At 45.5% G+C, this 18,583-nt stretch carries 20 protein-coding genes, 11 tRNA genes and 1 rRNA gene; 2 read left to right on the top strand and 30 right to left on the bottom strand.

Features of this window, described 5'->3' with window-relative positions; genetic code table 11:
- The 13 genes from AS034_RS20665 to AS034_RS20605 form a co-directional block, all read right to left on the bottom strand.
- A 16S ribosomal RNA gene (locus tag AS034_RS20665) occupies window positions 1-237 on the bottom strand; the annotation flags it as partial.
- 108 nt (window positions 238-345) lie between these two features.
- Window positions 346-419 (bottom strand) — tRNA-Gly (locus tag AS034_RS20660).
- A 20-nt stretch (window positions 420-439) separates the two neighbouring features.
- Window positions 440-516: transfer RNA gene (locus AS034_RS20655), tRNA-Pro, on the bottom strand.
- A gap of 53 nt (window positions 517-569) precedes the next feature.
- Window positions 570-646: transfer RNA gene (locus AS034_RS20650), tRNA-Arg, on the bottom strand.
- A 16-nt stretch (window positions 647-662) separates the two neighbouring features.
- Window positions 663-748 (bottom strand) — tRNA-Leu (locus AS034_RS20645).
- 71 nt (window positions 749-819) lie between these two features.
- A tRNA-Leu gene (locus AS034_RS20640) sits at window positions 820-901 on the bottom strand.
- A 37-nt stretch (window positions 902-938) separates the two neighbouring features.
- Window positions 939-1,014 (bottom strand) — tRNA-Lys (locus AS034_RS20635).
- Window positions 1,015-1,018: 4 nt separating this feature from the next.
- Window positions 1,019-1,093: transfer RNA gene (locus tag AS034_RS20630), tRNA-Gln, on the bottom strand.
- Between the two features lie 77 nt (window positions 1,094-1,170).
- Window positions 1,171-1,247 (bottom strand) — tRNA-Asp (locus AS034_RS20625).
- 127 nt (window positions 1,248-1,374) lie between these two features.
- Window positions 1,375-1,446 (bottom strand) — tRNA-Glu (locus AS034_RS20620).
- Between the two features lie 13 nt (window positions 1,447-1,459).
- A tRNA-Ser gene (locus tag AS034_RS20615) sits at window positions 1,460-1,550 on the bottom strand.
- A 7-nt stretch (window positions 1,551-1,557) separates the two neighbouring features.
- Window positions 1,558-1,632 (bottom strand) — tRNA-Asn (locus AS034_RS20610).
- Window positions 1,633-1,764: 132 nt separating this feature from the next.
- The gene (locus AS034_RS20605; protein WP_058300006.1) at window positions 1,765-2,232 is read right to left on the bottom strand and encodes a SprT family protein; all 468 of its coding nucleotides are present in this window, start codon (window positions 2,230-2,232) and stop codon (window positions 1,765-1,767) included.
- A gap of 144 nt (window positions 2,233-2,376) precedes the next feature.
- Here AS034_RS20605 and cmpA point away from each other — a divergent pair, with 144 nt between their 5' ends.
- Window positions 2,377-2,493 carry a cortex morphogenetic protein CmpA gene (gene cmpA, locus AS034_RS22850; RefSeq protein ID WP_098151155.1) on the top strand — a complete coding sequence of 39 codons (117 nt, stop codon included), beginning with the start codon at window positions 2,377-2,379 and terminating at the stop codon, window positions 2,491-2,493.
- A gap of 256 nt (window positions 2,494-2,749) precedes the next feature.
- Here the strand turns inward: cmpA and AS034_RS20600 are convergent, their stop codons facing one another.
- The 14 genes from AS034_RS20600 to acpS all read right to left on the bottom strand — a co-directional run bounded on the left by AS034_RS20600 (window position 2,750) and on the right by acpS (window position 14,615).
- Window positions 2,750-4,906, bottom strand: coding sequence for a Tex family protein (locus AS034_RS20600; RefSeq protein ID WP_419184999.1), 2,157 nt, complete (start codon window positions 4,904-4,906; stop codon window positions 2,750-2,752).
- A 536-nt stretch (window positions 4,907-5,442) separates the two neighbouring features.
- On the bottom strand, window positions 5,443-6,039 hold the full coding sequence (locus AS034_RS20595; RefSeq protein ID WP_032085362.1) for a PP2C family serine/threonine-protein phosphatase: 597 nt from the start codon (window positions 6,037-6,039) through the stop codon (window positions 5,443-5,445).
- On the bottom strand, window positions 6,039-6,836 hold the full coding sequence (gene sigB / locus AS034_RS20590; protein ID WP_032085361.1) for an RNA polymerase sigma factor SigB: 798 nt from the start codon (window positions 6,834-6,836) through the stop codon (window positions 6,039-6,041). The genes AS034_RS20595 and sigB overlap by 1 nt, the downstream gene beginning before the upstream one ends.
- The gene (rsbW, locus tag AS034_RS20585; protein WP_032085376.1) at window positions 6,814-7,281 is read right to left on the bottom strand and encodes an anti-sigma B factor RsbW; all 468 of its coding nucleotides are present in this window, start codon (window positions 7,279-7,281) and stop codon (window positions 6,814-6,816) included. The genes sigB and rsbW overlap by 23 nt, the downstream gene beginning before the upstream one ends.
- Window positions 7,281-7,616, bottom strand: a complete 336-nt coding sequence (locus AS034_RS20580; RefSeq protein ID WP_058300004.1) for an anti-sigma factor antagonist — start codon at window positions 7,614-7,616, stop codon at window positions 7,281-7,283. The genes rsbW and AS034_RS20580 overlap by 1 nt, the downstream gene beginning before the upstream one ends.
- Before the next feature lie 81 nt (window positions 7,617-7,697).
- Window positions 7,698-8,708, bottom strand: a complete 1,011-nt coding sequence (locus tag AS034_RS20575; RefSeq protein ID WP_032085359.1) for a PP2C family protein-serine/threonine phosphatase — start codon at window positions 8,706-8,708, stop codon at window positions 7,698-7,700.
- A gap of 10 nt (window positions 8,709-8,718) precedes the next feature.
- The gene (locus AS034_RS20570; protein WP_032085358.1) at window positions 8,719-9,120 is read right to left on the bottom strand and encodes an anti-sigma regulatory factor; all 402 of its coding nucleotides are present in this window, start codon (window positions 9,118-9,120) and stop codon (window positions 8,719-8,721) included.
- Between the two features lie 3 nt (window positions 9,121-9,123).
- A complete protein-coding gene (locus AS034_RS20565; protein WP_058300003.1) occupies window positions 9,124-9,480 on the bottom strand; it encodes an STAS domain-containing protein in 357 nt (118 codons plus the stop codon).
- A complete protein-coding gene (locus AS034_RS20560) occupies window positions 9,477-10,307 on the bottom strand; it encodes an RsbT co-antagonist protein RsbRA (protein WP_032085356.1) in 831 nt (276 codons plus the stop codon). The genes AS034_RS20565 and AS034_RS20560 overlap by 4 nt, the downstream gene beginning before the upstream one ends.
- Window positions 10,308-10,692: 385 nt before the next feature.
- Window positions 10,693-11,043, bottom strand: a complete 351-nt coding sequence (ndoA, locus tag AS034_RS20555; protein WP_006838214.1) for a type II toxin-antitoxin system endoribonuclease NdoA — start codon at window positions 11,041-11,043, stop codon at window positions 10,693-10,695.
- 4 nt (window positions 11,044-11,047) lie between these two features.
- Window positions 11,048-11,329: a CopG family ribbon-helix-helix protein gene (locus AS034_RS20550; RefSeq protein WP_032085355.1), complete on the bottom strand. Its 282-nt coding sequence runs from the start codon at window positions 11,327-11,329 to the stop codon at window positions 11,048-11,050.
- Window positions 11,330-11,493: 164 nt separating this feature from the next.
- Complete coding sequence (gene alr / locus AS034_RS20545) at window positions 11,494-12,663, bottom strand: alanine racemase (protein WP_058300002.1); 1,170 nt, start codon at window positions 12,661-12,663, stop codon at window positions 11,494-11,496.
- A 384-nt stretch (window positions 12,664-13,047) separates the two neighbouring features.
- Window positions 13,048-14,061: a LolA family protein gene (locus tag AS034_RS20540; protein ID WP_032085353.1), complete on the bottom strand. Its 1,014-nt coding sequence runs from the start codon at window positions 14,059-14,061 to the stop codon at window positions 13,048-13,050.
- A gap of 203 nt (window positions 14,062-14,264) precedes the next feature.
- Complete coding sequence (acpS, locus tag AS034_RS20535; RefSeq protein ID WP_058300001.1) at window positions 14,265-14,615, bottom strand: holo-ACP synthase; 351 nt, start codon at window positions 14,613-14,615, stop codon at window positions 14,265-14,267.
- A 98-nt stretch (window positions 14,616-14,713) separates the two neighbouring features.
- On the opposite strand from acpS, the gene AS034_RS20530 reads away from it, so the two are divergent.
- A complete protein-coding gene (locus tag AS034_RS20530) occupies window positions 14,714-15,298 on the top strand; it encodes a rhomboid family intramembrane serine protease (protein ID WP_058300000.1) in 585 nt (194 codons plus the stop codon).
- 49 nt (window positions 15,299-15,347) lie between these two features.
- On the opposite strand, the gene AS034_RS20525 is transcribed toward AS034_RS20530, so the two are convergent.
- The 3 genes from AS034_RS20525 to uvsE all read right to left on the bottom strand — a co-directional run bounded on the left by AS034_RS20525 (window position 15,348) and on the right by uvsE (window position 18,406).
- Window positions 15,348-16,808, bottom strand: a complete 1,461-nt coding sequence (locus AS034_RS20525; protein ID WP_058299999.1) for a PH domain-containing protein — start codon at window positions 16,806-16,808, stop codon at window positions 15,348-15,350.
- Window positions 16,801-17,280, bottom strand: coding sequence for a PH domain-containing protein (locus AS034_RS20520; RefSeq protein ID WP_058299998.1), 480 nt, complete (start codon window positions 17,278-17,280; stop codon window positions 16,801-16,803). Before AS034_RS20520 ends, AS034_RS20525 begins: the two co-directional genes overlap by 8 nt.
- Window positions 17,281-17,443: 163 nt before the next feature.
- Window positions 17,444-18,406, bottom strand: coding sequence for a UV DNA damage repair endonuclease UvsE (uvsE, locus tag AS034_RS20515; protein WP_058299997.1), 963 nt, complete (start codon window positions 18,404-18,406; stop codon window positions 17,444-17,446).
- Window positions 18,407-18,583 lie beyond the last annotated feature (177 nt).

Genomic DNA, 18,583 nt, shown 5'->3' with positions numbered 1-18,583 from the left:
CATCTGTAAGTGGTAGCGAAAAGCCACCTTTCAACAGTTCCTCATGCGAGGAACTAAATTATCCGGTATTAGCCCCGGTTTCCCGGAGTTATCCCAGTCTTACAGGCAGGTTACCCACGTGTTACTCACCCGTCCGCCGCTGATCTCAGGGAGCAAGCTCCCATTGATCCGCTCGACTTGCATGTATTAGGCACGCCGCCAGCGTTCGTCCTGAGCCAGGATCAAACTCTCCGATAAAAGTTTGAATAGCTCTTGTTTGCAACGATTAAATCGTTGCGGTAAATCTAGAATTAACGTTGACGTATTGTCTTGTTTTGTTCAGTTTTCAAGGTTCAATGGTTTGTTTGGAGCGGGTGATGGGAATCGAACCCACGACATCAGCTTGGAAGGCTGAGGTTTTACCATTAAACTACACCCGCATATATAATATGTATTGTGATGGTCGGGAAGACAGGATTCGAACCTGCGACCCCTTGGTCCCAAACCAAGTGCTCTACCAAGCTGAGCTACTTCCCGTTTCAGAAGCATTTACTTATTCATTCTTTCATACCCGCTTGTAGAAGAATTAGTGGCGCGCCCGAGAGGAGTCGAACCCCTAACCTTTTGATCCGTAGTCAAACGCTCTATCCAATTGAGCTACGGGCGCAGTATGTTAGAACCTTTGGTGCGGCCGAGAGGACTTGAACCTCCACGGGGTTGCCCCCACTAGGCCCTCAACCTAGCGCGTCTGCCATTCCGCCACGACCGCGTTTTTAAAAGCGACAAACACTATTGTAACTAGGAACTGCTGTTATGTCAATAGTTTTTTTGAAATAATAATGCGGGTGAAGGGACTTGAACCCCCACGCCTTGCGGCGCCAGATCCTAAGTCTGGTGCGTCTGCCAATTCCGCCACACCCGCATGAAATGAGATAGATATTTGCCTTTTGCAAAATCTATGGTGAGCCATGAAGGACTCGAACCTTCGACCCTCTGATTAAAAGTCAGATGCTCTACCAACTGAGCTAATGGCTCATCATGGCTGGGCTAGCTGGATTCGAACCAACGCATGTCGCAGTCAAAGTGCGATGCCTTACCGCTTGGCTATAGCCCAATGCCTCGAAAAGTGACGAGGTTTATATAATAACATGTCCACCTCGTGGTCGTCAACCACTTTTCTAAAATAAATTCTGGCGGTCCGGACGGGACTCGAACCCGCGACCTCCTGCGTGACAGGCAGGCATTCTAACCAACTGAACTACCGGACCAAAGCTTTTTGCGATAGCAAAATAGCTATCATTAGATTGCGTTAGCAAAAGATTTTTCATTGCGTTATCAATAAGTTCGTGAATACTTTATCTCACATTCAATTTCGAAATGAAAAAAATTGAATTATGACCCGTACGGGATTCGAACCCGTGTTACCGCCGTGAAAGGGCGGTGTCTTAACCGCTTGACCAACGGGCCAGGATATATGGAATGGCGGAGAAGGAGGGATTTGAACCCTCGCGCCAGTTGCCCGACCTACACCCTTAGCAGGGGCGCCTCTTCAGCCACTTGAGTACTTCTCCATAAAAATGGCTCCGCAGGCAGGATTCGAACCTGCGACCGATCGGTTAACAGCCGATAGCTCTACCACTGAGCTACTGCGGAACGTGAAGTATTCTAACGCATATAAAATGTCTTATCGACTCTTTCGATTATAATGACTCAGTAACTCCTTGTCAATAATTTTTGGGAGAGTTTTTATAAAAACATCCGCAGCTTGCATCTCTCATTCGAAGATCATGACTCCTGCATCAGTTCTTCTTTAAATACAAGCTTTCCTTTACACTTTCCGCACACATATTTCTTTGTATCGATCCTTCTTCTCCTTTTAAACATTAGATTGCATTTTGAACAGGAATAAATGAGGATCCGCCTGTTCTTTTTTGTTTTCTGCAGCGGGGTGCAATGTCTGGCACCTCCAACTTGTTCAAGAAGGGACTTGAACTCCGGGTCTCTGTGCTTGTACCCCTTCCCTTCAATATGAAGGTGATAATGACAGAGTTCATGTTTGATGATCCCTATTAATTCAGATAATCCATGTTCTTCGAGATACTTACCGTTAATATCGATATTGTGGCTCCCCAGCATATATCTCCCGCCTGTAGTCCTGAGCCTGGGATTAAAATAAGCTTTGTGTCGGAATGGTTTTTGGAAGTGCCGGATTGAAATCTCTTCAACCAGTGTCTGCAGTTCTTGATTGGTCATGCTTATGCTCCTTTATCTGTTCGTTGCCGCGCACAGGACAACCTTTTGTTTCATACAATTAGATTATATAACATCCAGAAGGAATGGACATCAGCCATCGGTTCAAGAATGTTTTCTAAGAGATTGGAATAAGGAGGGTGCCTTATGCCAAACTGGCTCGTGAATCAAATGAGGAAGGCATATCTTGAGAAGAATCGTTATCAGATCAAGCTTCTTAATCAATGCTGGAATTTTTATAGGAAGAAAAACTTCCCTCAGTAATAAACAAATGTGCAGAAGCGGATAAAAAAGCTGACTTGAAGTAGCAGTCAAGTCAGCTTTTTTATCTTTCTTATTGGCTGTTTTCTAAAAGATTGTTGCTTTTCTACAGCGGCTTGCGTCCTTACCTTAACTGGTGGACGTGCTCTTCTCGAACTCCACTTAAATAACAAAAGAACGGACAAGCCGAAAATACCCAAGTTCCGGTATTTTCTAGTGTTGAGAACAACAAAGATGCGAAAAGAGCCTTCCTATTTAATCATTGAATCATTGTCAGAGCAACTCTTCCTTTTTTCACATCCACGCTGTCGACCCAGACTGTTACGACGTCTCCGACGGATACGACATCTAGCGGATGTTTGACAAAGCCTTGTTTCAGCTTCGAGATATGGACAAGCCCATCCTGTTTTACCCCGATATCTACGAAAGCTCCGAAATCAACGACATTGCGGACTGTTCCCTGAAGTTCCATCCCTTCTTTCAGATCCTCCAGTTTAAGGACATCTTTTTTAAGGAGAGGTTTAGGGAATTCGTCACGCGGATCTCTTCCGGGACGGATCAACGCATCGATGATGTCTTTCAAGGTAAGCTTACCGATGCCCAGCTCCTCAGAGAGTTCATTTACATTCAGTTGATTAAGGGATTGTCTCAGTTCTTCACTCCCGATCGCATCTTCACTGAACCCTGTTTTGGACAGCAGCTTTTTGACATCGCCGTAGTTATCCGGGTGGATGGGAGTCCGGTCAAGAAGGTCCGTTCCATCCGTGATTCGCAGGAAGCCTATACTCTGCTCATACGTTTTTGCACCGAGCCTCGGGATTTTCTTCAATTGCGCTCTCGATTTGAATTTCCCTTCTTCCTCTCTTTTTTTGACGATATTATTGGCTACCGTTTTCGAAAGGCCAGCTACATATTGCAATAACGAAGAAGAGGCCGTGTTTACATTCACCCCAACTTTGTTAACGGCGGTTTCCACCACGAACGTCAGAGATTCATTCAGTTTTTTCTGGGAAACATCATGCTGATATTGTCCGACACCCACAGATTTCGGATCGATTTTTACCAGTTCGGCAAGGGGGTCCTGCAATCTTCTCGCGATGGATACAGCACTTCTTTCCTCTACCTGGAGAGAAGGAAATTCTTCTCTTGCCACGTCGGAGGCTGAGTATACACTGGCACCCGCTTCATTCACAATCAAATAGAAGATTTCTTTATCGATGCTTTTCAAAACATCCGCCACGAATTGTTCAGTCTCTCTGGAAGCCGTTCCGTTTCCGACGGCCACTACCTCTATGGAATATTTGTTGATGATCTTCTTCATCATTTCTTCCGACGCAGCCTTCTGTGATTTTGGCGGATGCGGGTATATGACACTTACTTCAAGCATTTTTCCGGTTTCGTCAATCACCGCAAGCTTACATCCTGTTCTGTAGGCAGGGTCCACCCCAAGAACCATCTTCCCTTTCATAGGAGGCTGAAGAAGGAGCTTCCTGAGATTTTCTGAGAAAATATGAATGGCTTGATCTTCAGCTTTTTCCGTCAGTTCATTACGAATTTCCCTCTCGACAGACGGCTGGATCAGTCGTTTATAGGCATCCTCGACCGCCTCTTTGATAAGGGGAACCACTGGGGAATGGACATTTTTCACTACCTGTTTTTGCAGATAGTGAAGAATTGAGTCCGTATCAGGCTGGATATTCACTTTGATGATATCCTCTTTTTCCCCTCTATTCATCGCCAGCACACGATGAGGGACGACTTTGCTTACCGGTTCACTGTATTCATAGTACATCTCAAAGACGTTCTTCTCATCTTTATCTTCATTTTTCACTTTTGTTTCGATGACACCCTTACGGAATGTGTGATTCCTTATGTATTCACGATAAGCTGCTTCGTCGGAAATGATTTCTGCAATGATGTCCTTCGCTCCCGCAATTGCTTCATCGGCCGTTGTCACTTCTTTTTCTTCAGAAACGTAGCGGGCTGCTTCTTGCTGGACGTCTGCAGATCCCGGAAAAGTCATGATCCATTGGGCTAATGGTTCCAGTCCTTTTTCCTTCGCCACTGTCGCTTTTGTACGTCGTTTTTGTTTAAATGGACGGTACAAATCCTCTACCTTTTGCAATTTGTCTGCTTTCTTGATGGCTTGTGACAAATCATCTGTCAGCTTGCCTTGTTCATCGATCAGTCTAAGGACTTCTTCTTTTCTTTGTTCAAGGTTTTGCAGGTAATTCCACTGCTCCATGATATCTTTGATCTGGACTTCATCCAGGGCCCCGGTTTGTTCTTTACGGTAGCGGGCGATGAATGGTACTGTGTTTCCTTCTTCCAATAAAGATATAACGTTCTTTACGTTTTTAAGGGATATGTTTACTTTTTTTGAAACGCTTTGCAATAAGTTTTCTTGATTCGATATTGTTACAGTCAATGTTACGACCTCCATCCAAAAGCTTTCCGTTTAAGTTTACCATATGGTGAAGTTAAAATTCTTTCTTAACATAGTAAGTTTGATCCTGTGCTAGAATGTTCCATACATATTGTCTCTTCAAAATCGCTTATGATTTCCGTGCAAGACTCCGCTTTCCGCGGGTAGCCCGTGAGCCTCCTCGGCAAGCCTGCGGGAAGAAAAGCGGAGGCGGCTTGCCCAGAGGCGACAAGCATAAGGCGAGAAAGCCGGAAAGGCGTTTTTTGCCTTTTTGGCTTTCTTGACTTATGATCTCGAGCCTCTAGCCGCCGGAGCTGGACAAGTCTCACATTGGCTACTATTCCCGCAGGAGTCTCCGTCTTGCACTCCAATCAACCGCTAGATATGGTTAAAATTAATATTGTATTATTAACGGTCTGTTGTTAACTCCTCAAATTGGTTAAGAATTGTTCTGTTCATCTACTCACCAAACTTCCTATCACCTTGTAATGATCTTAAAGCAAAAAAAGAAAGCCTACCCTTTTCGTTTAGAGTAAGCTTCCTAATATATAGGTGGTGTCGTCGGCTGTTTCGTCGACCCGGGTATGAATGTCGTGAACTGTACTATGCAATGTTGAATATTTTTGCAGGATTGCCTTAACACCCGAGATATTCAGTCCGTCTGAATGCAGCAGGAATCTCGAGTTTGATTCATATGAATATCGCTTTGTCTGATATTTTTGCGGTCTTCCTGATAAATAACCTGTCACCGGCAATGGGTAAGTAACCTTACCCTCGGGAGAATACAAATAAAACCGTATATTCCCTACACAGCTGTAGACAAATTCTTTCGAGTGGTAATAAGCCTTGATGATGGCCACTGCAGCACCGCGCTTCCTTTGAAGGGCGTTGTTGCATAAATCCATCAGTGTCTCCACATCTTCATGGTGGTTCTTTTCAACGATTTCCACCACTTCGTGAGAGGATTCATAGGCATATTTCCCACTCCCAAGACCATCTGCAAGCACACAGACAAAGTAGTCCTTGGTGGAGACATAATAATAGCTGTCCCCGCAATACGGGTTACCATTTTTTGAAAATTGTTCTACGTAGAGCTCAATTTCATTTTGTTGAAAATAACTCATTAATAATGACTCTCCGACTCGAACGTTTCTTCCTGGATTGCTTCCCGCAGCTTCTTGATGGCTCTGCGCTGCAAACGGGAGACATGCATTTGGGAAATACCCAGCTTCTCCCCTGCTTCTTTTTGGCTCAGGTTCTCAAGGTAAGTATACTGGATGATTGCTTTCTCTCTGTCAGAGAGGACATGCAGCACTTTCTCCAGGACCATCCGTTGATTGACCTTTTCGTAGCCCTCATCCGGATTCCCTACTATGTCCAGTATCGTTACGGTGCTGCCTTCAGAATCTGCTTCAATGGAATGATCCACGGAAAGGGCTTGGTAACTCCGGCCCATTTCCATTGCTTCCAGTACTTCTTCTTCACTCACTTCAAGATATTCGGCAATTTCATGAACTTGCGGAGAACGTTCCAATTCATTGGTTAACTCTTCTACGGTTGATTTTATCTTTGGACCAAGCTCTTTGATTCTTCTCGGAACATGGACACTCCAAGTCTTGTCACGAAGGAAACGTTTAATTTCGCCGATGATGGTCGGAATGGCAAATGCTTCAAAGGACCTGCCGAAAGATTCGTCATAACGCCTGATCGCACCAAGCAGTCCGATCATGCCGACCTGGATGATGTCTTCATGGAAAGACCTGCCTTTTGAATACTTTCTTGCAATGGATTCGACCAGGTTTTGATAATGGAGGATAAGCTGGCTTTGCGCTTCATCATCCTGATGCTCCTGGTAATCTTTGATCCACTGAAGCACTTTTTCTTTTTGCGCCTGCTGATCAGGTTGAGATAGTTTTTTCATCCCTCTCCACCTGCTCTCCTGATAGGAATTTGGTCATGAAGACCGTAACTCCCTCTTTATGGTGTACCTTTACATCATCCATAAGGCTCTCGATCAGGTAAAGACCCAATCCGCCTTCTCTTAGGAATTCAACGGAATGATCGGCATGATATGGACCGACAGCACTGCGGATCGCTTTAAAGTCAAAGCTTTCCCCGTGATCTGCCACCATTACCTCTAAACGGTCCTCGTAAAGGGCAAAGCCGACCACCACTTCTCCGTCACCACCTTTATAAGCATGCTGGACAGCGTTTGTGATCGCTTCGCTTGTCGCAATCTTCAGGTCCTCTATCGCATCATAATCAAAGCCCATACGGCTGGCTATCCCTGACAGCGTCAGACGAATAACCCCTACGTATTCGGGCTTTGCAGGAATTTTCATCTCGATGTAATCAAAAGCTTGCATCATTCAACTCCACCTTCTACCTTGGAATTTATATTCATAATATCCCCTAAACCTGTGATATCAAACAATCTTCGCAGACGATCGGATAAACCGACAAGTTTAAGCTGTCCGCCGCGTGCGTTGACCGTCTTGAATAGTCCCACAAACACACCGAGTCCGGTGCTGTCCATGTAGGATACTTCTGATAGGTCTACAACGATATCTTTATCATTCTCAGTTTCGGCAGAAGGGTGAAGGGATTCTTTCAGCTTAGGTGCTGTATATGCATCAATTTCTCCGGCTACTTTTACAAATAATTCGTTCTCTCTCTCTTGCATATCTATTGACAAGTTCATAAAATGACCACCTTTTTTTAGAAAACATTATAATAAAGTCTCTTATTCGTTTACCCCATTAAGAAGTGAGATAAACAAGATTCAGGAATTTCTTTTTATAATAATCAGGGTGAAGTCATCACGCAGTTCAAAATGCTGTAGTTTCTCCAATTCTTTATAGACGTTGGTAACAATTTCATCCGAAGTCAAATGTTTATGCTGACTGATCAGATCCACCAGATCTTCTCGTTCAATGAAACCTTCTTCAGTCCGGCATTCCGTCACTCCGTCTGAAAGCAGGATAATCATGTCTCCCTCTTCGACCCGGCGTTCATACTGTCTGTACTTGGCTTTTTTATCCACACCCAACAAGAGTCCTTTTGCATCCAGGTCCTCGAATTGGCCGCTTCCGGCATTATAAAAGAAACCGGGCTCATGTCCGGCTGATGAATAACTGAACAGATGTTTACGAGAGTTGTAGACACCGTAAAACATGGTAATGAACATGCTGGCGTCCACGTTCTGCTCCACGACCCGGTTCAGGCTTTCCAGTACAGCATTCGGTTCATTGCGGTATTCAGGCAGGCTGTCCATTGCATACTTAATCATGGACATGCACAATGCTGCAGGTATCCCCTTCCCGATTACATCGGCGATCGCGACACTCACGGTGTCGTGTTCATCCTGTACGAAGTGATAATAATCGCCGTTCATCTTCTTTGCGGGAACACTTACAGCAGCGATATCCAGCCCTTCGACTACCGGTATGCTTGTACCGAGAAGGGTCTGCTGCATGTTGGAAGCAATATCGATTTCATTGTTCAATTCCTGCTGCTTGCTTCTGAGGCTTTGGTGCTCGCGGTAGGCAAATCCGTACCCGATCATCACTTCCAGCAAAATGTCAAATGCATGAAGGACATGATGCGGGATATTCGGTTCCATTTCGAGCATGACGCTCTTATGGAGACTGATGATCTCTTCGGGAGATACATGATGCTCTATGGATTTACGGCTGAATTTCTGACCGAGATACAATGCCTTTTCATCTTGCTCATTCAAATAATGTTCTATGATTTCCCTGTATTTTGAATCCATCAATTCTCTAAAGTTCATCTAACTCCCCCTAGCGGAGCCATTTTGTTGCCCGAATATCCGTCCCTTCCCCGGGCACGGATTCTACGTTGAATTCATCCATCAAACGCTTCACTCCAGGCAACCCTGCTCCTAAACCACCTGATGTGGAATATCCGTCTTCCATCACTTTTCTTAAATCATTAATACCGGGACCATCATCCAGTGCAATGATGCGCACACCTTTTTTTCCGCCGTCGAAAAGCTTTTCTATACATATTTGGCCATGACCAGCATAAAGATAAATATTTCGTGCTAGTTCACTGATGGCAGTAGTGATTCGAGCCTGATCGACAGTACCGAATCCCAGCTCTTTCGCTACGTTCCTTCCTAACTGGCGGGCAGCAACGATGTCCCATTCATTCGTGATCTTCACGCAGGATTGGCTATCCATTCACTAATCCCCCAGTTCCGTCTGTAATTTCTCTAAACCTTTTTCCAAGTCCAGAGCGGTCAGCACATCGTCCAACCTGATACCGAGTTCAATCAGCGTGATCGCAACCGCAGGCTGGATACCCGTGATCACGACTTTGGCGCCCATCAATCTCGACATATTTATGACATCGCCAAGAACCTTGGCGATAAATGAATCAATAAAGTCAATCGAAGTGATATCGATGACAACCCCTCTTGCACTCGTTTCATGTATTTTATGAAGGAGGTCTTCTTGAAATTGAAGGGCCGTCTGATCATCAAGTTCCCATTGAATAGAAATCAACAAGCAATCGTGCAATTTTAAAATCGGTATCCTCACTCTGATCCCTCCGCTGAAACTATTTTTCTGTCAGTCATTTCAAGTGCCTTTTCTATTCCTTTTCTCAAGGTGCTGTTCGTGCTGAACTGATTAAGATCGATTCCCAGATTAACGATCGTCTGGGCGATTTCGGGTCTGATTCCCACAAGCATGCATTTCGCTCCCACAAGCCGGACTGCGTCTGCAGCCTGGATGATGTGGTGGGCGACCATCGTATCCACTACCGGTACGCCTGTGATATCAATAAGGACAACTTCCGCGCGGTGTTTCACTACACCGTTCAGGAGGTTTTCCATGATCAATCGTGCTCGTTCGGTGTCGATCGTGCCGACCAACGGCATCACCGAAATCTTCTCGAATACTGGAATCAGCGGTGCAGAAAGTTCCTGAAGGGCGATTTTTTGAAGCGATACCGTCCTTTCCCATGATTCTGTATAAGCACTGATCACCTTGTTGTACATGGGAGTGACCCATTTATCGAATATTTCAACCTGTTCAGCATGGTTTTCTTCTTTGATCAGATTATCTTTTTTCATCCCTTCGTAGACCACTTTGGCAAACGTACTTAACGCTGATGTTACAAATGTCAAAGGCCAGCCGAACCGAACTACCTTCTCGGCAAAGTCTTCAAGTCTCGATGAAAATTCATTTGAATCCCTCAGATTGGATGCAATCATTTCTACAAACTCATGGCTTGTCTTGGCAAAAATCTGATCTGAGACTACCTGGATGAACTTTTCATCGGCTTCTTCTTTCATCCGTTCCATCCATACGTCTGTTAAATCCGACTTATTACTCTGGATATAATCCGTGATTTGAGTGAACATATAACTCTCCCCATTCTACCATAAGAAATTTACACCTAGTGTCATACGAATAGATGTAACGTATATTTAATTATTCCGTCCTTATGCTTTAAATTTGTCGCACTTATTAATATAGTAACAAATAAACATCAAATTGAAAAAAACAATGACTTTTCGGATATTTTCCCCATATTCCTTTTTATTATAAATTGTTGAAAGTGATTTGTCATAAAAATGACGATATTTACCACAGTCTATTTCTTTTAACTATATAATAGGGTAAAGGAAATGGACATATAAAAACAGAAGGCTTGCTGATCGGTTCGTTCCCGTTGATCAGCAAGCCTTCTGTTTGCAGCTGTGAAATTATTTATTGAAATCACACAACCACATAGGATGAAAGAGGTTAAAATTGGATCAAGCCGACACTGATTTGGAGGGCATCATCCACTTTTTCCATCATTTCATCATCCAAGTGTGTAATTTTATCTGTCAGACGTTGTTTATCAATCGTTCGGATTTGTTCAAGTAAAATAACAGAATCCCGTTCAAAGCCATAACGTTTTGCATCAATTTCAACATGAGTAGGCAGTTTAGCTTTCTGGATTTGTGCGGTAATGGCAGCAACGATCACTGTGGGACTGAATCGGTTCCCAATATCGTTTTGAATAACAAGTACCGGTCGAACTCCACCTTGTTCTGAACCTACAACAGGAGAAAGATCCGCAAAATATACGTCACCACGCTTTACAATCAAAGGATTAACCTCCGCTTACTAAGCGCTCGACTGTATGTTCTGCCTCATATTCTGCTTGTATCGCTTCAGAAGCGATTGCGAGATTAATCTTAGCCATTTCCATATAGCCGCGTCTCATAGATTCACGTAGTTGCCGTTTTTTACGTTCCCGTAAATACATTTTGGTAGCACGATAAATAAACTCATTGCGATTCACATTCTCTTGATCTGCAAAGCCGTCTAATTCTGTAACGAGCTGTTGCGGCAGACGAATTAAGATTTCTGTTGTTGCGCTGGATTCAGACACAAACTACACCTCCACCAATCACTACATACCGTTTCTGTTCAATAACATTCTAATCATACCATTAAATAACGGGAATGAAAAGACAATTTATCAATCTCTTCTAGTATCCGCCATATAAAATAGTAATTATTCATTAAATCGGAATGAATTTCATTTTTAATTTATCAACCTGAAGATAATAGTTTATTAGTGACCTTCACAGGCTTCCCATCCCTTATATAGATCCGCGGTACTCTCGCAGATATGATGCAGGGGATTTCGTAGTTGATTGTTTCAAGCTTCCCGGCTATCTCATCTATCGTGACCGCTTCATTTCCATCCCTTCCGATAAGGGTGACCTTCTCCCCTGTTTTCAAGGGGCGCGGCAGCGATATCATGCATTGATCCATACAGATCCTTCCGACAATCGGGGACCTTTTCCCGTCCACAATGACCTCCTGCCCCTGCAGCTTACGTATCCATCCATCTGCGTAGCCGATAGGAATCGTACCGATCCATTCATTTTCCGAAGCTTCATAGGTTGCACCGTAGCTGATTTTATCCCCTGCTTTGATTTCCTTTGTGTGAATCAGTCTTGAGTAAAGGGAGAAAACCTCTTTTAAAGGGATGGGCAGCACTTCTTTCATTTCCTGCGACGGAGTGAGCCCATACATGGCAATCCCCACGCGGACGGCGTTGAAATGGGTGTCCGGTTTTCTCAGGACTGCTGCACTGTTGGATGAATGTACATATTCCGGACGTTCATCAAGAACTGCGAGCATTTCATTGAATTTCCCCAACTGCCGCTCGAGGTAAGCATCATCCAGTTCGTCGGCGGTGGCATAGTGTGTGAAGATGCCCTCCATTTCAAACTGGCTGATGGAATGGATGTACGACTCGATCTTTTTGAGTTCATCTGCAGAACGGATCCCGATCCTGCCCATCCCGGTATCGCACTTGATATGCAGCTTCAATCGTGCATCCGGTTTCAGATGTTTCGATGCTTCTTTAAGCCAATCCAGATCAAAGGCCGTAAGTGATACATTGTAATCCGATGCCAGATTCACATCCTGTGCCCGCGATGCGCCCAGTACAAGTATGGGGGCTTCAATCCCTCCTTTTCTCAGCGAAACGGCTTCATCCAGGAATGCCACCGCAAGTCCGTGCACCCCTGCTTCCAAGGCAGCCTCTGCAACCTGGAGATCTCCGTGCCCGTAAGCGTTTGCCTTTACGACCGCAAACATCTTCACTTCATCAGATGCGATATGCCGTTTGATATTTTTTATATTATCCGTTAAATGATCAAGATTGATTTCAGCCCATGTATCACGAAAAAACTGCGTCTCTGCTTCCACTGTGGTCACTTCCTCATATCAACAAAACATTGTCAGTCTATTCAAGAATATCTTCGATTATTCATCTATTCTTTTATTGTGTCAAATTAATTTTTGGGTGGCAAGGGTCTTTGTGCGGGCTTGGAAGGGATGGGGTGATGCTGGTGTGTTAAAGAGGCGATTTTCGCAGGCGGCACATAAAAATGGGGTATCGGCACATTTATCAGGATAATGGCACGATTATTCGGGGATTGGCACAATCAGTATGTCCATTAGAGTATATTCACGTTGATAATACTCATTGCCTGGGGTTCTTCTTTTAGTAAACAGGCATTAGCAGCCGGCTTACCGCTTTTTTAAAAAGAAAAGAGGCAAACCACAAGGTCCGCCCCGTTTAATAGATTATTATTTCACCATTGATCCTTGTACAGACTGTGCAAGCATCACCATTTCGGAAGGAGTCAGGTCATTTGAAGCAAGCATGTAGTCGATGCCGTTATTGGTCCATCGGATGGACGTGTCGGTCATCGCTGCCACCGTGAATCCTAAATCAACAAGCTCCCCCTTGAGGGATGTAGACACCGTCATGGTAGGAACCACGGTCGTTTTTTCCTGGATGATCGTGAACGATTTCTCCCCGTCATACGTCAGGACGACACGTTTCCCGTTTTCAGTCGCCACTTCTTTTTCTTCTACCAATTCAGTTCCCGTGATTTCAGACATAGGATAGAGGACAGTGAACTCCTTGTCTTCCACGCCCGCTGTAACCGGAACTTCAAGCTGGGCGCCCGTCATATTCTTCTTCATATCAAAATCTTTTTTATCGAAAGCGGCTTTCATATCCATCTTGGAGAATTCCACTTTCACAAGGGAATTATGATCCGCATCCATCACCTTGACGGTTGCAGGTGAAAGATCTTTCTTGTTAAAAGCAATCTCCTGGGTAGGAAGCATCTGCTTATTCTGATAACGTGTTTTCGTTGTGAACACATAGTGGCTCTTCGTTTCTTTAAAGGTCGCTTCCTTGTCCTCCAGTACATCCTGGACAAGAGATTCATACAGATAAGCCTGACTGCTATTGTTCGGCCATTCGCTTTGAAAGCGGAAGCTCTTATTCAGCGCCGGTGTCAGGACAAATACTCCTTCGTCATTCCGGAGAATCATCTGGCTTTGATCCTTTGCGGCATTCTTGAGGGCCACCCGGTAGTAATTAGGGTTATTATGCCAGACTTCCACATCATAGGTCTGCGGCTCATCGCCGACCTGAAGCGTCATTTTGGCATCCGCTTTGTACCCCTTCATGTCCTCTACCTTCGACTTAAGATCCTTCGTCACGTCTTCCTTCGATTTCTCCCCGCAGGCGGCCAGCATAAGTATTGCAAGCATGGCCATCACTAGTACAACTAGCTTTTTCTTCATTTTTTCAGCCCCTTTTGTCTCAAGATATACGTAATTGAGAGAGGGGAAAGCTAGACGGTATAAGAAAAAGACGTTCTTTATCTTTGTCTCTCTTACAATCGGGTGCACCGACAGTTATACCTAGCCTTGTCTCTCCTATTGCACTACTGAATATATGAGACAACCCCGGGGAATATGCTAGCGAAGATGACAAGCCGCCTTTTTTATTTTTCAATCACGACCTGGGCTGCGGCGAAGTCCCTGCTGTGGGTGATCGACAAATGGGCATTCACTCCCTGGGGCTTTGAAAAAAACGGCTTGCCGTTCGCATCCTTGCTTATTTCGATATCCTGAAAAGAAAGGCATTGCCCGATTCCCGTCCCGTTTGCTTTCGCGAAAGCCTCCTTCGCCGCGAACCTGCCGGCAAGGAACTCGATGGAACGCGAACCAGAAAGAGCTGACAGCTGATCCTGCTCATATTCAGTCAGAATCCTCTTGATCAACTTCGGCTGCCTGCCGGCCAGCTGCTGTATACGTTCTATTTCAATAATGTCCAACCCGATCCCTGTAATCATATGCAGATCTCCTTCTACTCTTGTCCTGTTATTCATATAGTTTATAGTATAATGAACCCATGTAATGAACGGCACTATTCTATTTAGGAGGATACACTATGTTTGTCAGAACGGAAAGCTTCCCGCAATTCCTGCGGTTATATCCGATCATCTCACTGATTGTGTTCATTCATATTGTTCTTTATTTGGTGAGCTCCCTCCCGATATTCCCGCAGCGCTGGGTGTATGAACAGCTTGCCGGAGTGAATCTCTTCATCAAGGAAGGCGAGTGGTGGCGGCTCGTTACGCCGATCTTTGTGCATCTTGGATTCGCGCATCTTCTTTTCAACTCATTTTCACTCGTCTTATTCGGCCCGCCGCTTGAGAAATATCTGGGCAAGATGAGGTTCATCCTGCTTTACCTGGCGAGCGGGGTCTTTGCAAATATTATTACCTATTTAATCAAGCCCCTAACCTACAGCCATGTCGGTGCCTCCGGCGCAATCTTCGGACTGTTCGGCTTCTACATCGCCATGATCCTGCTGAAAAAAGCATTCATCACCCGCGAGAGCCGGCAAGTCATCCTCCCGATCGTGGTCATCGGGGTGGTGATGACATTCATGCAATCCGGCATCAATATCACCGCGCATATCTTCGGACTGCTCGGCGGATTCATCATCGGCTGGATCTCTGGAAAAAAATAAACGTCATATGAAAAAGGTGACCCATACGTCCGACGGGTCACCTTTTTCTTTATTCATGTGAAAACCAGTGATAAATCCTGGCTGCATCTTCAAGCTCAAGATCATCCACTCTGCTTGAGTAACCTGTCTGCCCGGATTTCAGCGTCGTGGAAATGCTGCTTAAATCCCTTCTCCCTTGAAACCAGGTCTGCCTGGAATCAAGGGCTTGAATCCTGCTTTTCTTCATGTATGCTGTATGCTTCAGAATCCCGCGATACCGGAGCACCAGCTGATTCCCGGTGATCCCCCATCCCCCGGCACGGTGCTGGAAGAACCCAAGCAGGCCGAACGGGATGATCAGCAGGAGACTTGAGAGTCCAAGCGGCCAAAACATGACCGCCAGGACCACAACCGGTACGATCAGCCAGAACGATGCCCTGAATATATACTTTCTGACCGCACGCTTCGGCAGCCGCTTGAACTCATCCGTCAGTTCGTAGTCGGGAAATATGGTTTGAAGTAAATCCGGAACTCTCTTTTTCTTCACAACCGGAAACAACTTGATTGTCGAGCTGTCTTTTTCAAGCACGGAACCGCCGGCATTTTCGATCACGACCGTACAGTAGCCGAGCAGCTGGCGCACCGGGTTCTCGACAATCCGAACCCCCTGGACACGATTCAGCGGAACGGTTACCTGCTTTTTCTCAAGCAGCCCCCTGGTAATGACGATATTCTCCTCTGTCAGCCTGATTTTAAAATCACCGTACACCACAAACGTCCAACCCACCGAAATGATCCAGGCGATAAGAAGGACGATAAACACCAGGACAGCAATGAACACCAAGCCGCTTTTCACAAACACCATCACTTCATCAAATACCGCTTCATACGGAATCAAGTCCGAAAACTGAGACAGGAAGACACCAACACCGGAAAGGATGACGCCGACACCCCCGGAAGTCGCGGCGAGCACCCAGATATCCCTGGCACTCATTTTGAAGACGTGTTTCTCTTCCTTAAGCATTTCTTCTTCATGAGCCGCAGGCACTTCACCCTCTTCTACTGCCTGACCCTTCTTCTCACGGTAAATGATCCTCTCCAGCTCCAATGCTTCCTCTTTCATGATCGCCGTCAGCTCTGCTTCCGACTCACGGGGATTGGACGAACCGGCCGTTTCCACCTTGACCTTCACCAATCCAAACGGACGGTGGATGATCCCTTCCGAAAAATTAAGGCTTTGTATTCGGTCAAACGGGATATAACGTTTCTTTTTTACAAAAAGACCGTATTCGATCCGGAGCTCTCCCTCTTCCAGGCGGTAAGTGAACCTGAGCCACTTGATCACACCGGCCACAAGTACAACCACGAGGACAACCCCCATCGAAATCAGGGGCATATAATCCCAAAATCCGCTCTTCTCCCCCCTGCTGTTCAGTACAAACAACAGGACAAACGGGATGACCAATTCTTTTAATTGCTTCAAAAAATTCGCGACTGCAGAGACCGGATGCAGACGTTTATATTCAGACATCTTCTTCCGCCACCCTTGCAAGCATAGAGATGGAATGCCTCAATTCATCCGCTTCCCCCGTATCCAGTGCCGGAATTTCGTGCACGGTCGCCGCAGTCGAAATCGTGATCGTGGATAAATGATACCTCTTCAAAAGCGGCCCCTGGACCGTATCGACATGCTGCACCCTGACCATCGGCACCAGCGTGCGCTTCACAAAAATAAATCCCCTTTGAAGCTCGATTTCCTGCTCCCTCACTTCATATCTCCATCGCTTCCATCTCATCGTCGGAAGAAAAAAGATCATCAAATAGATAAATAATAGCAAGACCCCGACAGCCGCAGCCGCGATCCATAGCGGCCACTCAAAAAACCAGGTCATCACCGCTACACCTGCCACCGCAAGCGCCAGCACCGCTGACTGGATCACACCATGCAGCTTCCAAACCTTCAAAGCCTTCGGTGATATCCGTTTCTGAGGCTCTCCTCTCATACCCGCTTCCTCCTTCATGTCTCTCTTTATGTATAAATCTTACAGTATATTTACGTTTGAGGATAGGATTGGTTTCGCCGCGCGGGTGGAAAAGTTCGGTTGGATGCTGCAGCTGTTAAAAATGCCTGCAGCATTCCAGCTATGATAAAGATGGGTATTGTCGTTAAGTGATTTCAAAAGAGGTTTCGTCCACCCAGTCCAAACCTTTTTCACCTTTCAGTTCCTCCGCCAGCCGGAAAAGGGCATCATCCTTTTTCTTCGCTTCAATCATACAGTCCACTTGATCGACCGTGCCCTTGATTCCCTGGAGGAATTCCATGAACATTTCCGGTTCGATAAAATCGGCATGGGCTTTATACTCGTTTTGAGAGCGGGGACTCGATATATGCATTTTGACAGGAAGCGGCGACTGGCTCCACGAGGAGACGATCCGTTCCCAATCTTCCTGCCAATCCCGCTCATGATGGGCTAGGTGATGATGATAATCGAACACCTGCGGAACACCGAGCTTCTCACACAAATAGAGGGCATCCGCAGCACTGAACACGGTATCGTCATTTTCAAGGATGATCATTTCCTGCAGGGAAGCAGGCGTCAGCCCCCAATTATGGATGAACTGTTCAAGTGCCTTTTCCTTATCATCATACGCCCCTCCCACATGCAGCACACAGCGGTGCACCGGATCGACACCCATTCCCCTGAGCAGATCCCGGTGCATCTTCAATGTCTGAAACGTATTCTTGAGTACATCAGTATCACTCGTATTCAGCAGGACAAAATGATCCGGGTGAAATCCCACCCGCATCGGATGCTCCTCCAAATACTCTTTTATTTTGTTCAGTTCCGGCTTTAACGGCGAGATAAAATCCCACCCCTTCAGATCAGGGTGGTTCGCAAGCGGAATCAGCTTCGAGCTGAAACGGAAAAAATGAATCTCATGAAGAACATTATGCTTCAACAGGCGCAGACAATTCTCCAAATTCGAACGGGCAATCCTCTCAAGCTTCGCAATCGCCGCTTCCCGGTCTTTTAGCGAAGAAAACTGCTTATATGTCATCGTCTGTGACGGCGAAGCGTTCTGAAGATTCATGCTCATGGCAACATAGCCGAGTCGGATGAGGGTCATGGTGGGCGGATCTCCTTTTTTAGTGGTAGTATGTGCGTGGCGATCGTGATTCATGTTTATTATGAAGGCTCTTTTTGCATATTTTGTTGCTTTGGATATTAGAAAATACCGAAACTTGGGTATTTTCGGCTTGTCCGCCCCTTTTTAGTTTGGACTAGTATTCAAAAAGAGCACGTC

Source organism: [Bacillus] enclensis (genome assembly GCF_001456935.1).
Taxonomy (GTDB): Bacteria; Bacillota; Bacilli; order Bacillales; family Bacillaceae_B; genus Rossellomorea; species Rossellomorea enclensis.
This window is presented reverse-complemented; position numbering and strand designations above follow the sequence as displayed.

What these genes read in the sequence shown, in the direction of transcription:
- AS034_RS20605 (WP_058300006.1), bottom strand. Translation starts at nt 2,232, where the DNA reads ATGACCAATCAAGAACTGCAGACACTGGTTGAAGAGATTTCAATCCGG.
- cmpA (WP_098151155.1), top strand. Translation starts at nt 2,377, where the DNA reads ATGCCAAACTGGCTCGTGAATCAAATGAGGAAGGCATATCTTGAGAAG.
- AS034_RS20595 (WP_032085362.1), bottom strand. Translation starts at nt 6,039, where the DNA reads ATGAGTTATTTTCAACAAAATGAAATTGAGCTCTACGTAGAACAATTT.
- sigB (WP_032085361.1), bottom strand. Translation starts at nt 6,836, where the DNA reads ATGAAAAAACTATCTCAACCTGATCAGCAGGCGCAAAAAGAAAAAGTG.
- rsbW (WP_032085376.1), bottom strand. Translation starts at nt 7,281, where the DNA reads ATGCAAGCTTTTGATTACATCGAGATGAAAATTCCTGCAAAGCCCGAA.
- AS034_RS20580 (WP_058300004.1), bottom strand. Translation starts at nt 7,616, where the DNA reads ATGAACTTGTCAATAGATATGCAAGAGAGAGAGAACGAATTATTTGTA.
- AS034_RS20575 (WP_032085359.1), bottom strand. Translation starts at nt 8,708, where the DNA reads ATGAACTTTAGAGAATTGATGGATTCAAAATACAGGGAAATCATAGAA.
- AS034_RS20570 (WP_032085358.1), bottom strand. Translation starts at nt 9,120, where the DNA reads ATGGATAGCCAATCCTGCGTGAAGATCACGAATGAATGGGACATCGTT.
- AS034_RS20560 (WP_032085356.1), bottom strand. Translation starts at nt 10,307, where the DNA reads ATGTTCACTCAAATCACGGATTATATCCAGAGTAATAAGTCGGATTTA.
- AS034_RS20540 (WP_032085353.1), bottom strand. Translation starts at nt 14,061, where the DNA reads ATGAAGAAAAAGCTAGTTGTACTAGTGATGGCCATGCTTGCAATACTT.
- acpS (WP_058300001.1), bottom strand. Translation starts at nt 14,615, where the DNA reads ATGATTACAGGGATCGGGTTGGACATTATTGAAATAGAACGTATACAG.
- AS034_RS20530 (WP_058300000.1), top strand. Translation starts at nt 14,714, where the DNA reads ATGTTTGTCAGAACGGAAAGCTTCCCGCAATTCCTGCGGTTATATCCG.
- AS034_RS20525 (WP_058299999.1), bottom strand. Translation starts at nt 16,808, where the DNA reads ATGTCTGAATATAAACGTCTGCATCCGGTCTCTGCAGTCGCGAATTTT.
- AS034_RS20520 (WP_058299998.1), bottom strand. Translation starts at nt 17,280, where the DNA reads ATGAGAGGAGAGCCTCAGAAACGGATATCACCGAAGGCTTTGAAGGTT.
- uvsE (WP_058299997.1), bottom strand. Translation starts at nt 18,406, where the DNA reads ATGACCCTCATCCGACTCGGCTATGTTGCCATGAGCATGAATCTTCAG.